This is a genomic window from Pseudomonas sp. FG29 (assembly GCF_057809355.1).
The window spans coordinates 21,398-35,023 of record NZ_JBMDJU010000010.1; the positions used below are offsets into that span (position 1 = coordinate 21,398).

Annotated in this window: 12 protein-coding genes; 2 read left to right on the plus strand and 10 right to left on the minus strand. The window is 65.4% G+C overall.

What is annotated here, in order from left to right:
- Nucleotides 1-60: 60 nt before the first annotated feature.
- Both ACODS1_RS12460 and ACODS1_RS12465 read right to left on the minus strand, forming a co-directional pair.
- Nucleotides 61-1,434, minus strand: coding sequence for an aspartate aminotransferase family protein (locus tag ACODS1_RS12460; RefSeq protein WP_489085896.1), 1,374 nt, complete (start codon nucleotides 1,432-1,434; stop codon nucleotides 61-63).
- Nucleotides 1,435-1,512: 78 nt separating this feature from the next.
- Nucleotides 1,513-3,006: an aldehyde dehydrogenase gene (locus tag ACODS1_RS12465; protein WP_489085897.1), complete on the minus strand. Its 1,494-nt coding sequence runs from the start codon at nucleotides 3,004-3,006 to the stop codon at nucleotides 1,513-1,515.
- 451 nt (nucleotides 3,007-3,457) lie between these two features.
- Between ACODS1_RS12465 and ACODS1_RS12470 the strand changes: the two genes are divergently transcribed.
- Nucleotides 3,458-4,378 (plus strand): LysR family transcriptional regulator, encoded by a 921-nt coding sequence (locus ACODS1_RS12470; RefSeq protein ID WP_489085898.1) that lies wholly within the window; start codon nucleotides 3,458-3,460, stop codon nucleotides 4,376-4,378.
- Between the two features lie 178 nt (nucleotides 4,379-4,556).
- Here the strand turns inward: ACODS1_RS12470 and ACODS1_RS12475 are convergent, their stop codons facing one another.
- From ACODS1_RS12475 to ACODS1_RS12500, 6 genes are all read right to left on the minus strand, one after another.
- Nucleotides 4,557-4,862: an NIPSNAP family protein gene (locus ACODS1_RS12475; RefSeq protein ID WP_489085899.1), complete on the minus strand. Its 306-nt coding sequence runs from the start codon at nucleotides 4,860-4,862 to the stop codon at nucleotides 4,557-4,559.
- A 155-nt stretch (nucleotides 4,863-5,017) separates the two neighbouring features.
- Nucleotides 5,018-6,100 (minus strand): DmpA family aminopeptidase, encoded by a 1,083-nt coding sequence (locus ACODS1_RS12480; RefSeq protein ID WP_489085900.1) that lies wholly within the window; start codon nucleotides 6,098-6,100, stop codon nucleotides 5,018-5,020.
- Nucleotides 6,093-6,953 (minus strand): ABC transporter permease, encoded by an 861-nt coding sequence (locus ACODS1_RS12485; protein ID WP_489085901.1) that lies wholly within the window; start codon nucleotides 6,951-6,953, stop codon nucleotides 6,093-6,095. The genes ACODS1_RS12480 and ACODS1_RS12485 overlap by 8 nt, the downstream gene beginning before the upstream one ends.
- On the minus strand, nucleotides 6,950-7,837 hold the full coding sequence (locus tag ACODS1_RS12490; RefSeq protein WP_489085902.1) for an ABC transporter permease: 888 nt from the start codon (nucleotides 7,835-7,837) through the stop codon (nucleotides 6,950-6,952). Before ACODS1_RS12490 ends, ACODS1_RS12485 begins: the two co-directional genes overlap by 4 nt.
- Nucleotides 7,837-8,943: an ABC transporter ATP-binding protein gene (locus tag ACODS1_RS12495; protein ID WP_489085903.1), complete on the minus strand. Its 1,107-nt coding sequence runs from the start codon at nucleotides 8,941-8,943 to the stop codon at nucleotides 7,837-7,839. The genes ACODS1_RS12490 and ACODS1_RS12495 overlap by 1 nt, the downstream gene beginning before the upstream one ends.
- 74 nt (nucleotides 8,944-9,017) lie before the next feature.
- Nucleotides 9,018-10,055: a polyamine ABC transporter substrate-binding protein gene (locus ACODS1_RS12500; protein ID WP_489085904.1), complete on the minus strand. Its 1,038-nt coding sequence runs from the start codon at nucleotides 10,053-10,055 to the stop codon at nucleotides 9,018-9,020.
- A 194-nt stretch (nucleotides 10,056-10,249) separates the two neighbouring features.
- Here ACODS1_RS12500 and ACODS1_RS12505 point away from each other — a divergent pair, with 194 nt between their 5' ends.
- Nucleotides 10,250-11,119, plus strand: a complete 870-nt coding sequence (locus ACODS1_RS12505) for a MurR/RpiR family transcriptional regulator (RefSeq protein WP_489085905.1) — start codon at nucleotides 10,250-10,252, stop codon at nucleotides 11,117-11,119.
- 49 nt (nucleotides 11,120-11,168) lie between these two features.
- Here ACODS1_RS12505 and ACODS1_RS12510 read toward each other — a convergent pair whose 3' ends face one another.
- Complete coding sequence (locus tag ACODS1_RS12510; RefSeq protein WP_489085906.1) at nucleotides 11,169-12,785, minus strand: gamma-glutamyltransferase family protein; 1,617 nt, start codon at nucleotides 12,783-12,785, stop codon at nucleotides 11,169-11,171.
- 60 nt (nucleotides 12,786-12,845) lie between these two features.
- Nucleotides 12,846-13,625 (minus strand): amino acid ABC transporter ATP-binding protein, encoded by a 780-nt coding sequence (locus ACODS1_RS12515; RefSeq protein ID WP_489085907.1) that lies wholly within the window; start codon nucleotides 13,623-13,625, stop codon nucleotides 12,846-12,848.
- Nucleotide 13,626: the final 1 nt, after the last annotated feature.

Consider the following 13,626-nt stretch of genomic DNA (forward strand, 5'->3'; position numbering starts at 1 on the left):
TTCAGCCGCGATATCGCGGATGAAACGGAATGCCGCCCAGCCGCTCCTACAGCCTTCGGCTCACATCAGATTCAGCTCACGCCCGGTGCGATCCACCGCGCGTTTGGTCTTCTCCACCAGTTCGTCCAGCTCGGCATGCGTGGCCACCAGCGCCGGCGCCATGATCATCCGGCCAAGGGTGGAGCGGATGATCAGCCCCTCGTCGAAGCCGACGGTGCGGCAGTGCCAGGCGATGTCGTTCTCGTTGGCGAAGCGCTTGCGCGTGGCCTTGTCCTCGGCAAACTGCAGCGCGGCGACCAGGCCGGTGCCCTGGACATCACCAATCAGCGGATGGTCGACGAAGGTCTCGCGCAGCAGTTTCTGCAGGTACGGCCCGGTATCGGCCTTGACCGTCTCGACGATCTTCTCGTCGCGCAGCGCGGTGAGGTTGGCGATGGCTACGGCGGCGGCCACCGGGTGGCCGGCGTAGGTCAGGCCGTGGGCGAACACGCCGCCTTCCTGCACCAGGGCGTCGGCGATGCGACCGCTGAGCACCAGGCCGCCCATGGGGATGTAGCCGCTGGTCAGGCCCTTGGCGATGGTCAGGGTGTCGGGCTGGAAGCCGAAGTGCTGGTGGGCGAACCACTCGCCGGTACGGCCGAAGCCGCCGATCACTTCGTCGGCGCACAGCAGCACGTCGTACTGACGGCAGATGCGCTGCACCTCGGCCCAGTAGCTGGCCGGCGGGAAGATCATGCCGCCGGCGCCCTGGAAGGGTTCGGCGACGAAGGCAGCGACGTTCTCGGCGCCCAGTTCGAGGATCTTCGCTTCCAGCTCGCGGGCGGCCTGGAGGCCGAAGGCGTCTTCGGACAGTTCGCCACCCTCGGCGAAGTAATACGGCTCGCCGATATGGGCGAAGCCCGGCAGCATGCCGCCCATCTCGTGCATGAAGCCCATGCCGCCGAGCGCGGTGCTGCCCAAGGTGGAGCCGTGGTAGCCGTTCCAGCGACCGATCATGATGCTCTTGCTCGGTTTGCCCACCACCTGCCAGTAGCGGCGCACGGTGCGGATCAGCACCTCGTTGGCCTCGGAGCCGGAGTTGGTGTAGATGGCGTGGCTGTAGTGCTTGGGCAGCAAGCTGAAGAGCAGCTCGGACAGCTCCACCACGCGCGGGTGCGTGGTGTGGAAGAACAGGTTGTAGTACGGCAGCTCTTCGAGCTGGCGCGTTGCGGCAGCATTCAGGTCAGCGCGGCCATAGCCCAGCGCGGTGCACCACAGGCCGGACATGCCATCGAGATAGCGCTTGCCGTCCGTGTCCCACAGGTTCAGGCCCTGGCCCTTGGCAATCACCAGCGCGCCCTTCTCGTTGAGCGCCTTCTGGTCGAGGAAGGCATGGATATGGTGCGCCGCATCCAGTGCCTGGTATTCGGACGTACTGTGCTTCGGGGCAGTCATCGCAAGGTCTCCGTGGATTCTTGTCATCACTCGCAGGATGGGTACAGCGCAGCGATAGCCATCGCCACGCCGCATCGGCTATCCACGGAGCTGGAACCAGGTGGTTTTCAGTTGGGTGTACTTGTCGAACGAATGCAGCGACAGGTCGCGGCCAAAGCCGGACTGCTTGCCGCCACCGAACGGCGTGCTGACGTCCAGCGCATCGACGGTGTTGACCGACACGGTGCCGGCCTTGAGGCGCCGGGCGACACGGTGGGCGCGGTTGAGGTCGTCGCTCCACAGCGAGGCGGCCAGGCCGTAGACGCTGTCGTTGGCCAGGGCCACGGCTTCGTCCTCGGAATCGAACGGCAGCACCGCCAGCACCGGGCCGAAGACTTCCTCACGGGCCAGGCGGCTGCTCGGCGTCACGCCGGTGAAAATGGTCGGCGCGATAAAGTTGTCCGAGGCACCCACAGTCAGTTGCTGGCCGCCGCAGACCAGGCGCGCACCATCGGCCTGGGCGCCGTTGATGAACGCCATGATGCGCGCGGTCTGCCGCGCCTCGACGATGGCGCCGGCGCGGCTGGCCGGATCGAGCGGATCACCCGGCAGCCAGTCGAGCGCCTTGGCCTGCAGGCGCTCGACGAATTCATCGTGGATCGAACGCTGCACCAGCAGGCGCGAGTTGGCCGAGCACACCTCGCCCTGATTGAAGAAGATGCCGAAGGCGGCCTTCTCGGCGGCCAGGTCGAGATCCTGGCAATCGGCGAACACCAGGTTGGCGCTCTTGCCGCCGCACTCCAGCCACACCTGCTTGAGGTTGGACTGCGCCGAGTAGCCCATGAAGTATTTGCCCACCTCGGTGGAGCCGGTGAAGGCCAGGCAGTCGACGTCCATATGCAGGCCCAGGGCCTTGCCGGCGCTCTCGCCGAGGCCCGGCACCACGTTCAGCACGCCTTCCGGCAAACCGGCCTGCAGCGCCAGTTCGGCCAGACGCAGGGCGGAGAACGGTGACTGCTCGGCGGGCTTGAGCACCACCGAGTTGCCGGCGGCCAGGGCCGGCGCCAGCTTCCAGGCGGCCATGTCCAGGGGGAAATTCCACGGCACCACGGCGGCGACCACGCCCAGCGCTTCGCGGGTGATGGTGGCGAGCACGTTGCGCGCACTGGGCGCGACTTCGTCGTAGAGTTTGTCGAGGCTCTCGGCGTACCAGCGGAACACGCCAGCGGCACCGGGCACGTCGATGTTCCAGGCATCCATCACCGGCTTGCCCATGTTCAGCGAATCGAGCAGCGCCAGTTCGTCGCGATGGGCCAGGATCAGCTCGGCCAGGCGCAGCAGCACCTGCTTGCGTTCGCTCGGGGTGCGCTGCGACCAGACGCCCGCCTCGAAGGCCTGGCGGGCGCTGCGCACGGCCAGTTCGACCTCGGCCTCACCACAGGCGGCGACCTGCGCCAGCACCTGGCCGGTGGCCGGGTTGATGGCCGCGAAGGTGGCGCCGGACTGCGCCGCCACACGGCGACCACCGATGATGGCCTGTTCGATGAAGGCTTGCTGCCGGGCGCGTTGCTGCCAGTCGCTGAGTTCGTACACCACAGTCCCCTTGTACCGTTTGGCGGTTGCGGAACTGATGGTGGCGCAAGCCCGAAGATAGGAAAAATATTAAAAATGTCGCCGGGACATACGAAAAAGATGGTCACACCCGCACCAAGGCAGTGCAGCCCGCCAACTCCTTGTGCAAATACCCGACGACGCGCCGCCAGGCCCCGCCACGCCTGACGCGAAGCACACCAAACCGCCCCACACCACGCACCATTTCAGCCCGCCCACACCCCGGTAGGGTGGCGTAGGGTGGGCTTCAGCCCACCATCAGTCGCTCCGACACTGTCCCGCCTCGCTGCCCGCCTCGTGTACGACTCTTGCAAGGCATCCCCTCGCCCAGGGCCAGAAAAAATATGGCCACTGGCAAACAAGATGCTCGCCTCCCACGGACTGAACTGCGCGTATGGTGAGCACCAAAAGAAGATCGCCAGAGGTTCCTTGCGTGGCTGCCTACACCCTGCGTCAACTCAAGTATTTCGTCACCACCGTCGAATGCGGCAGCGTCGCCGAGGCGTCGCGCAAGCTGTACATCGCCCAGCCCTCCATCTCCACGGCCATCAAGGGCCTGGAAGAGAGCTTCGGCGTGCAGCTGTTCATCCGCCACCACGCCCAGGGCGTGTCGCTCACCCCCGGTGGCGCGCGCTTCTACCGCAAGGCGCAGGAGCTGCTGCGTATGGCGCACGAGTTCGAGCAGAACGCCCTGGCCGACAACGACGTGGTGGCCGGGCAGATCGACATCGGCTGCTTCGAGACAGTCGCCCCGCTTTACCTGCCGCGCCTGATCGCCGGCTTTCGCCAGCGCTACCCGGGCGTGGAAATCCGCCTGCACGACGGCGAACAACACGAGCTGGTGCAGGGCCTGACCGCCGGCCGCTTCGACCTGGCGATCTTCTACGAACACGACCTGGACGCCACCATCGAGACCGAACCGCTGATGCCGCCACAACGGCCCTACGCGCTGCTGCCCGAAGGCCACCGCTTCGCCGCCCAGGCGCAGGTGTCGCTACGCGACCTGGTGCTCGACCCGATGATCCTGCTCGACGTACTGCCGAGCCGGAACTACTTCGTGAGCATCTTCGAGGAGTTGGGCCTGTCGCCAAACATCGTGTTCAGCTCGCCCTCCATCGAGATGGTGCGCGGCATGGTCGGCCAGGGCTTCGGCTTCTCGGTGCTGGTCACCCGCCCGCACTGCAACACCACCTATGACGGCAAGCAGGTGGTGTGCGTGAACATCACCGAAGACGTCACCGGCTCCGGCCTGGTCGCCGCCTGGCTGAAACGCGCGCAACTGACCAAGCCGGCGCAGTTGTTCGTCGATTACTGCAAGGCGGAGCTGGGCGAGAAGCGCGAGGCTGTGGCCTAGCAGGCCGTTGAAAAACGTAGGCGAGGCAGGCAAGACAAGGCCGATGGCGGCCCCGCAAAAACAGCCGAAAAAGTACTGGGCCCGCATTCGGGTTTACGTGTTGTAAATGAGCATTTTGAGGCTGTTTTTAACGCAGTATTGCCAACGCAGGTAGTTTTTCAACAGCCTGCTAGTCCGCCTACTCGAACACAGGCCGGAAAAAGCTGCGCTCGTAGCTGAGGATGCAACGCGTCTCTTCGGCGTAGCGGAAGGCCGCCTGACACTCGGCATCGGCGAGGGAGTCCTGCCGATAGCGTTCGTATTCGGCCAGGCTGGGGAAGCTGAACAGCGCCAGGGCCACGTCGTTGGCGCCCTCGGACGGCAGGAAGTAACCATGGTGCGTGCCGCCGAAACGCGCTACCAAGGGAATCCACAGTTTGGCGTAGTGCTCGAATTCCTTGAGCTTGTAGGGATCGACGATATAGCGCAGGTAACACGTGATCATGCTGTCCTTCCTTGCTGGCAGGTTCGATAAGCACGCGATCTAAACACGCTGCGGCGAACGGCGCACCTGCTCAAGCACGAGCGCGCTTCACGTAGCCCGGATGCAATCCGGGGACTCGGTATCGCCTGTGCCCCGGATTTCATCCGGGCTACGCATCACGCGCCGGTCACCAGTTGGCGCAGGCGCTCGCCATCGATGGCGCGGCAGATGCCTTCAGGCTTCTGCATCGGCGAGTCCTCGGCAGCCAACATGGCATTGAGCACCGCCTCATCGGTGGCCTGCACGGCGGCCAGGTAGAGCGCGTCGAAACACTCATCGTTGAGGTAGTCGAGGTTCAGCCGCGCTGGCGAGACCTGCGGCAAGGGCCGTGGGTTGGCCACACTGAAGGCGAGGAAGATATCGCCGGAGTTGTTGCCACCCGGCGTGCCGGCCAGGGCGATGCCGAGGCCGGCACGCTGCGCCAGGCGCTTCAGTTGGTGCGGCAGCAGCGGCGCGTCGGTGGCGAGGATGACGATGATCGAGCCGCGCTCACGCTCCAGCCCGGCAGGCAGTTCATCTTCCAGGCGCTCGCCCACCGGCACACCGCAGACCTTGAGCCAGGCGCGCTGGCCATGGTTGGCCTGCACCAGGGCGCCGAGGGTGTAGGTCTGGCCGTCGATCTCGACCAGGCGCGAAGCACTGCCGGTGCCGCCCTTGTAGCCGTAGCAGATCATGCCGTTGCCGCCGCCGACGTTGCCCTCGGCAATGGCGCCGCCCTTTGCCGCATCGAGCGCGGCCAGGGCATCGGCCTCGCTGACGTGCTGGCCGTTGATATCGTTGATCACCCCGTCATAGGTCTCGGCCACCACCGGCATGGCCCACAGGTGTTCGCGCTGCCAGGCGTCGGCGTACTGCTGGATCGTCCAGCGCGTGGCGGCGTGGTGGACGATGCCGACGCTGTGCGAGTTGGTGATGCACAGCGGGCCGACGAAGTAGCCGCCGTGTTCGATCCAGTGCGTGCCGGTCATCTCGCCATTGCCGTTGAGGGCATGGAAGCCCGCCCATACCGGTTGTGGCTGGCTATCACGGCCGCGCGGCAGGATGGCGGTGACGCCGGTCTGGATACGCCGGCCGTTGGCGGCCGCACCATCGAGGGTGCGGTAGCCGACCAGCACGCCGGGCACGTCGGTGATGGCGTTGTACGGGCCGGGGGTGCCGGGCAGCGGCAGGCCGAGTTCGCGGGCGCGAGGTTTAGCCATGGGAGTCATCCTGGGAAGTGGCGGGCTTGCGATTGCGCAGGTACAAGCCGAGGGCGGCGATCAGCAGCGAGGCAATCAGCAGCAGGGTGGCGATGGCGTTGATCTCGGGCTTGATGCCGCGGCGGATCATGCCGTAGATGAAGACCGGCAGCGTGGTGGAGTCGACCCCGGCGATGAAGTAGGTGATCACCAGATCGTCCATCGAGATGATGAACGCCAGCAGCGCACCGCCGATCACTCCGGGCAGGATCTGCGGCAGGGTCACGCGGCGGAAGGTCGTCCAGGGTGAGGCGCCGAGATCGGCCGAGGCTTCCTCCAGGCGCGTGTCCATGCCGGCCAGGCGCGCGCTGACGATGAGGAACACGTAGCTGATCAGGAAGGTGCAATGACCGATGATGATCGAGCCCTTGCCCAGCGGCATGCCGACACCGACGAAGAAGATCAGCAGGGCGATGCCGAGCACGATGTCGGGCATCAGCATCGGCATGAACAGCAGCACCCGGTAGAACTTCTGCAGGCGGAAACGATAGCGTGCCAGGGCCAGCGCGGTGAGCGTGCCGATTACCGTGGAGATCGCCGTGGTGGTCAGCGCCACCACCAGGCTGGTGCGCAACGCTGCCAGCAACTGGTCGGTGGATTCGACGTACAGCGCGTTCTCGCTGAGGTTGGTGGACAGGCCGAACAGCGAGCGATACCAGTCCAGGCTGAAGCCGTCCCAGATCATCATGTTGATCGGGTTGCTGTTGAACGAGTAGGCGACGATCAGGCCGATCGGCAGGTACAGGAAGACGAAGAAGGCCAGGCTGTAGCCGCCCAGCAGGCGGCGCCCGAGACGTGCGAGCAAGGTACTCATCGGCTGGCCTCCTGTGCGCTGTTGCGCCCTTGCGCCAGCACGTAGAGCACCAGGCACACCAGCACTGCAGCCATCAGCAGCATCGCCAGGGCGGCTCCGAACGGCCAGTTGCGCGCGGCGAGGAATTGCTGCTCGACCAGGCTGCCGATCATCAGTACACGCGCGCCGCCGAGCAGCGACGGCACGATGAAGTTACCCAGGCTGGGGATGAAGACGATGATCGAGCCAGCGGCGATGCCCGGCAGGGTCAGCGGGAAGATCACCTTCCAGAAGCTTTGCCAGCGGCTCGCGCCGAGGTCGGCCGAGGCTTCCAGCAAGCGCTTGTCGAGCTTCTCGACGCTGGCGTAGACGGGCATGAACATGAACGGGATGAAGATGTAGGTCATGCCGATCAGCACCGCGGTCTCGGTGTAGATCAGCTCCACCGGGTTGTAGAAACCCAGCGCCGCCAGCGCGGTGTTGATCACGCCGCTGGGACGCAGAATCAGCAGCCAGGCGTAGAGGCGCACGATCAGGCTGGTGAAGAACGGCAGGGTGATCAGGAACAGGCAGAAGTTGCGCATCCGCTCCGGCTGGCGGGCCACCCAGAAGGCTGCCGGGTAGCACAGCGCCAGGGTCGCCAGCACGGTCAGCGCGGCCAGCTTGAACGAGCGCAGGATGATTTCCAGGTAGACCGGATCGAATTCCTCGTTGACGCCATCGGCCCAGCCCAGCACGCGGCCGAAGTTGTCCGGATAGAAGCTCCACTCGACGCCACCGTAGAGCCCCGGCTCGAGCAGGCTGTACACCGCCATGATGCTCAGCGGGGCGAGAAAGAACACGCCGATGATCAACGTCACCGGGGTCAGCAGACCGACCAGGCGCAGTCGCTCGCGCATTAGCATCAGGCACCTCCGGGGATCAGGTGCGCGGCCTCCAGGCCGTACCAGAGCTGCACGTTGTCGCCGGTGCGCAGGCGTTGCGGCGCGGCGTCACGCAGCACCGCCTTGACCAGGCGGCCGTGGCTGGTGCGCAGCAGCAATTCGAAGTCCTTGCCGATGAACAGCAGCTGCTCGAGGCGCCCTTCCAGCGCGGCGAAGCCCTCGCCGGGGCACTGCAGGTGGAATTGCTCGGGGCGCAGCATGAGCTGGGCATACTGGCCGACGCACAGGTCGGGGTGGTGCGCCTGCAACAGGTCGCCCTGGCTGTCGAGCAGGTAGGCGATGCCGTCGTCGATCGAGCCGACGTGCACGTCGAACAGGTTGCTCTCGCCGATAAAACCGGCGACGAAGGCGTTGGCCGGGCGGTGGTAGATTTCTGCCGGGGCGCCGATCTGCTGGATATGGCCGCCATTGAGCACCACGATGCGGTCGCTCATGGTCAGCGCTTCTTCCTGGTCGTGGGTGACGAAGACGAAGGCGATGCCCAGTTCGTGCTGCAGGTTCTTCAGCTCGCGCTGCATGGCCTGGCGCAACTGGCGGTCGAGGGCCGACAGCGGCTCGTCGAGCAACAGCAGTGCCGGGCGGTCGACGATGGCGCGGGCCAGCGCCACACGTTGCTGCTGGCCACCGGAGAGTTGGCCGGGCTTGCGCCGCTCCATGCCGCCCAGGCCGACCATTTCCAGCGCCTCGCCGACGCGCTGGCGTTTCTCGGCCTTACCGACGCCGCGCACGTCCAGCGCATAGCCGACGTTGTCGCCGATGCTCATATGCGGGAACAACGCGTAGCTCTGGAACACCGTGTGCACCGGACGGCGGTGCGGCGGCACCAGATTCATCGGCTGGCCCTGGATCAGCAGCTCGCCGCCATCGAGTTGCTCGAAGCCGCTGATGGTGCGCAGCAGGGTGGTCTTGCCGCAGCCGGACGGCCCCAGCAGGGTGACGAATTCATTGCTGCCGACAGCCAGGTCGAGGCCATCGAGGGCACGCACCAGGTGACCTTCCGGCGCACGGTAGTGCTTCACCGCGCCCCGGATCTCGACCACCGGCGCGGTTTGGGTGAAAGCGGTCATGGAGGACTCCATCGATATTGGAGTAATCGCGGCTGAAGCCGCTCCTACAGGGCTTCAGCCGCGACCTGGCGGGCTCAGTTGGCGGTACGCACTCGCGTCCACACCCGGTCGTACTGCTTCAGGCCCTTGCCCAGATCCTGGAAGATCTGCAGCTTGGCCATGACATCGGCCGGCGGGTTGACCTGCGGGTTATCACGCAACTCGGCCGGCAGCAGTTTCAGCGCTTCCTTGTTCGGCGTGCCGTTCATCTGCTGCGCGGTGTTCAGCGCGGCAATCTCGGGCTGCAGGAAGAAGCTCATGAAGCGCTTGGCGTTGGCCTTGTTCGGCGCGCTCTTGAGGACGCACATGTCCTCCTGGTACATCGTCGCGCCTTCCTTGGGGATGACGTAGGCGAGGTTCTGCGGATCCTGCTTCACGTACATCATGGCGCCGACGAAATAGTGCGAGGCGGCGGCGTCGCCGGATTGCACCATCGGCACGCTGTCGTAGGTGAAGGCGGCGATCAGCGGCTTGCGCTCGATCAGCCAGTCGGCGGCCTGCTTGAGCTCAGCCGGGTCGGTGCTGTTGACCGACTTGCCATCCTTGATCAAGCCGACGCCGAGGGTCTCGCGCATGTCGTCGAGCATGATCACCTTCTTGCCGGCCTTGGCCTCGGCGAAGAAGTCATCCCAGCTCTCGATCGGCTTGGAGACCTTGTTCTTGTTGTAGAAGATGCCCACCGTGCCCCAGGCGTAGGGCATGCAGTATTCACCCTTGGGGTCGGATTTCGAGCGCAGGAAGGCGGGGTCGATATTGGCGAAGGCGGCATCCTGGTTGATGTCGGTCTTCTCCAGCAGGCCGAGGGCGGCCATGGTGTCGTGCATGTGCACCGAGGGGAAGACGATGTCGTAGCCTTTGGCACCGGCCTGCAGCTTGGCCAGCATCTCTTCGTTGCTGCCGTAGGTGTCGAGCGACACCTTGATGCCGGTCTCGGCGGTGAAGCGCGTCAGCACTTCGGGGTTGATGTAGTCGCCCCAGTTGTACAGGCGCAGTTCTTCGGCGGCCTGGGCGGCGCCGGTGACGAGGCCGCTGCCAAGCGCGACGCACAGGGCGAGATGACGCAGTATGGGCATGTTCCTGTTCTCCACTGTTGTGGCCGCGCAGGGCGCGACATTTGCTTGTTGCGGCAGGAAGCGCGAGCGTCGACGACGAGGTGGAAAGACTTCTGCTGGCTCTCTCACCCAAACAGCGGCCAATCGACAGCTCTTTGCGTTACGGCTGCAGAGTAGAATATATTTCTTCCAAAGATCAATACTCTGACATTTAAATGTCAGAACGTTTTGGCATGGCAGGGGAATCGGACATGCTCGATGGCAAGATGCAACACCTGGAAGGCAAGCTGACGCCGGCCGAGCGCACCCTGTGGGTCTACATCCAGGCCAACCTGGAAACCCTCGCCTTCGAGAACGGCGCCAGCCTGGCGGCCAAGAGCGGGGTCAGCCCCAATACGGTCAGCCGCTTTCTGCGCCGGCTCGGCTACAAGGGCCTGAAAAGCCTGAAGGACGAGTTGCGCGACGAAGTGCGCGTGCAATCGCTGCTCAACCCAGCGCTGATCGAGCGCGTCGAGCAACCGGAAGACCTGGTGGCCCACCTCAACGAGGAAGTCGAAGCCCTGCGCGCCTTCGCCGAACTGCTCGGCAGCCAGCACTGGCGCGATATCGTGGCGCGCGTCGGGGATGCCGAACGCGTGTTCGTCTGCGGCTTCCAGACCATTCGCGGGCTGGCCGAGGACTTCGCCAACCGCCTGGCCCTGGTGCGCTCGGGCGTGGAATTTCTCGATCTCTACAGCGGCGTGCTCGGCCAGTGGCTGGACAGCCACAACCAGCGCTGCTGCGTGATCCTGATCGACATCGCGCCTTACGCCGATGCCGGCATCGCCTTCGCCAACAACTGCCTGAAGCAGAACACCGACCTGGTGGTGTTCACCGACGAATACGGCATCGCCAAACATATCGACACGCCATACATCGTCACCATGAAGACCAAGACCGGCTTGATCCTGGAATCCACCGGCGGCCTGACCAGCGCCCTGAACGTGCTGCTGCACTGCGTGGCCAGCGCGCACAAGGATCAGCTCAAGGAACGCCTAGGCGCCTACCGGGAACGGGTGGAGAGCCTCAAGCTGTATCGCAGCTGATCACGCTGGCGCGCATCCCCGGCCGCCATCGACCGGGGGATGCCGCCCCTCAATACACCGCAATATGCGAGTCGGCCCTCGGCTCGGTGCCGCCGCAGAGTACGCCGGTCTGTGGGTCACGCACGATGATCTGGCCGCGCCCGTAGTCGGTGCGGTCGCAGGCCACTTCGATCTGATGCCCGCAACGGGCCAGGGCGAAGGTCAGGTCGCGCGGGGTTTCCTGCTCAATGCCGACCTTCTGCCCACCCAGCCACTGCCAGCGGGGGGCATCCAGCGCGGCCTGGGGGTTGAGGCCGAAGTCGACCATATTCATCACCATCTGCACATGGCCCTGTGGCTGCATGTAGCCACCCATCACACCGAACGGGCCGACCGCCACGCCGTCCTTGCTGAGAAAACCCGGGATGATGGTGTGGAAGGTCTTCTTGCCCGGTTGCAGGTAGTTGGAGTGGCTCGGGTCGAGGCTGAACTCGTACCCCCGGTTCTGCAGACCAATGCCGCTGTTCGGCAGCACTACGCCGGAGCCGAAGCCGTGATAGGCGCTCTGGATGAACGAGACCATGTTGCCTTCGCCATCGGCGGTGGCGACGTACACCGTGCCGCTGGCCTGGGGGTCGCCATGCAGCGGCTCGCGGGCACGCTCGCCGATCAGCGCACGGCGCTGGGCGCAGTAGCTGTCGGCGAGCAGTTGCTCGGCGGCCACGCGCATGTGCTCGGGGTCGGTGATGTAGTGCAGGCCGTCGGCATAGGCCAGCTTCATCGCCTCGATCTGGTGGTGCCAGGTCTGGCGGCTGTCGCGGTGGTCGAATTCGAAGCCTTCGAGAATCTTCAGGGTCATAAGGGCAATCAGGCCCTGGCCGGCCGGCGGAATTTCCCAGACGTCATAGCCGCGATAGTTGACCTTGATCGGCTCGACCCAGCGCGGCAGGTAGCCGGCCAGGTCGGCAGCCGAGAGTTTGCCGCCAGTGGTGGCGGCATGGTCGGCCAGGCGCTCGGCAATGGCGCCGCGGTAGAAGCTTTCGCACTGGGTGGCGGCCAGTTCGGCCAGGGTCTGCGCCTGCGCCGGGTTGCGGAACAGTTGCCCGGCAACCGGCGCCTGGCCGTCGATCAGGTAGGTGTCGAACCAGGCCTGCAGCTCGGGGAAGGCGTCGCGGCTGGCCTGGTATTCCTCGAAGGCGATGCGCCACTGGTGAGCGACCACCGGCGATACCGGGAAGCCGTCGTGCGCCAGCTCAATGGCCGGCTGCAGCAACTCGGGGAAAGGCAGCTTGCCGAAACGCCGCGACAGCTCGGCCCAGGCTGCAGGGCAACCGGGCACGGTGACCGGCAGCCAGCCGTGCACCGGCACACGCTCGTGGCCGGCAGCCTTGACCGCCTCGCTGGTGAGCGCCGCCGGCGCATGGCCGCTGGCGTCGAGGCCGTACAGTTTGTCCTTGATCCACACCAGGGCGAAGGCGTCACCGCCGATGGCGCAGCCGGTGGGCTCGACCACAGTCAGCGCGGCAGCGGTGGCGATGGCGGCATCCACCGCGTTACCGCCACGGCGCAGCATGGCGATGCCGGCTTCGGCGGCCAGCGGTTGCGAGGCAGCGACCATGCCCTTGCGGGCGAACACGCTCTGGCGCTGAGAGGCGTAGGGGTACTCGTGGGCAGAGAAATTGAGCATGACTGGAACTCGATCAGGAATTTGATGACAGGACTGAGCGGCAAGAGGCGCCGCTCGCCCTCACAGAACGCGGCTGAGAAATTCCCGCGTGCGTGGGTGATGGGGGTTGCCGAAGACCTGGGCCGGCGGGCCCTCTTCGATCAGTTCGCCCTGGTGCAGCACCACCACGCGGTCGGCCACCTCGCGGGCGAAGCCCATTTCGTGGGTGACCACCACCATGGTCATGCCCTCCTCGGCCAGCTCCTTCATCACCTGCAGCACCTCGCCCACGGTTTCCGGATCGAGAGCGCTGGTCGGTTCGTCGAAGAGCATGGCTTGCGGCTTCATCGCCAGCGCGCGGGCAATCGCCACACGCTGCTGCTGGCCACCGGAAAGCTGGCTGGGATAGTGATCGGCCTTGTCCGACAGGCGCACGCGGGCCAGCAGTTGCCGCGCCTGTTCCTCGGCCTCGCGACGACTCACACCGAGCACCTGGGTCGGTGCTTCGATGATGTTCTCCAACACGGTCATGTGCGGGAACAGGTTGAAGCGCTGGAACACCATGCCGATGTCGCGGCGCATGCGCGCGATGTTGCGCTCGGAATCGCGCACGCGCTTGCCGTCGGCACGCTCGATGTAGCCCATCGGCTTGCCGTTGACCCGGATGCTGCCGCCCTGGATGTCCTCCAGGTAGTTGAGGCAGCGGATGAAGGTGGTCTTGCCCGAGCCAGAGGCACCGATCAGCACCACCACCTCGCCACGACGTACGTTCAGCGACACGCCCTTGAGGATCTCCAGCTCGCCGAAGCGCTTGTGCACGTCGTGCGCCTGGATCACCAGACTCTCGTCCAATGCGCTCATC

What these genes read in the sequence shown, in the direction of transcription:
- ACODS1_RS12460 (WP_489085896.1), bottom strand. Translation starts at nt 1,434, where the DNA reads ATGACTGCCCCGAAGCACAGTACGTCCGAATACCAGGCACTGGATGCG.
- ACODS1_RS12475 (WP_489085899.1), bottom strand. Translation starts at nt 4,862, where the DNA reads ATGATCACGTGTTACCTGCGCTATATCGTCGATCCCTACAAGCTCAAG.
- ACODS1_RS12480 (WP_489085900.1), bottom strand. Translation starts at nt 6,100, where the DNA reads ATGGCTAAACCTCGCGCCCGCGAACTCGGCCTGCCGCTGCCCGGCACC.
- ACODS1_RS12485 (WP_489085901.1), bottom strand. Translation starts at nt 6,953, where the DNA reads ATGAGTACCTTGCTCGCACGTCTCGGGCGCCGCCTGCTGGGCGGCTAC.
- ACODS1_RS12490 (WP_489085902.1), bottom strand. Translation starts at nt 7,837, where the DNA reads ATGCTAATGCGCGAGCGACTGCGCCTGGTCGGTCTGCTGACCCCGGTG.
- ACODS1_RS12495 (WP_489085903.1), bottom strand. Translation starts at nt 8,943, where the DNA reads ATGACCGCTTTCACCCAAACCGCGCCGGTGGTCGAGATCCGGGGCGCG.
- ACODS1_RS12500 (WP_489085904.1), bottom strand. Translation starts at nt 10,055, where the DNA reads ATGCCCATACTGCGTCATCTCGCCCTGTGCGTCGCGCTTGGCAGCGGC.
- ACODS1_RS12505 (WP_489085905.1), top strand. Translation starts at nt 10,250, where the DNA reads ATGTCAGAACGTTTTGGCATGGCAGGGGAATCGGACATGCTCGATGGC.
- ACODS1_RS12510 (WP_489085906.1), bottom strand. Translation starts at nt 12,785, where the DNA reads ATGCTCAATTTCTCTGCCCACGAGTACCCCTACGCCTCTCAGCGCCAG.
- ACODS1_RS12515 (WP_489085907.1), bottom strand. Translation starts at nt 13,625, where the DNA reads ATGAGCGCATTGGACGAGAGTCTGGTGATCCAGGCGCACGACGTGCAC.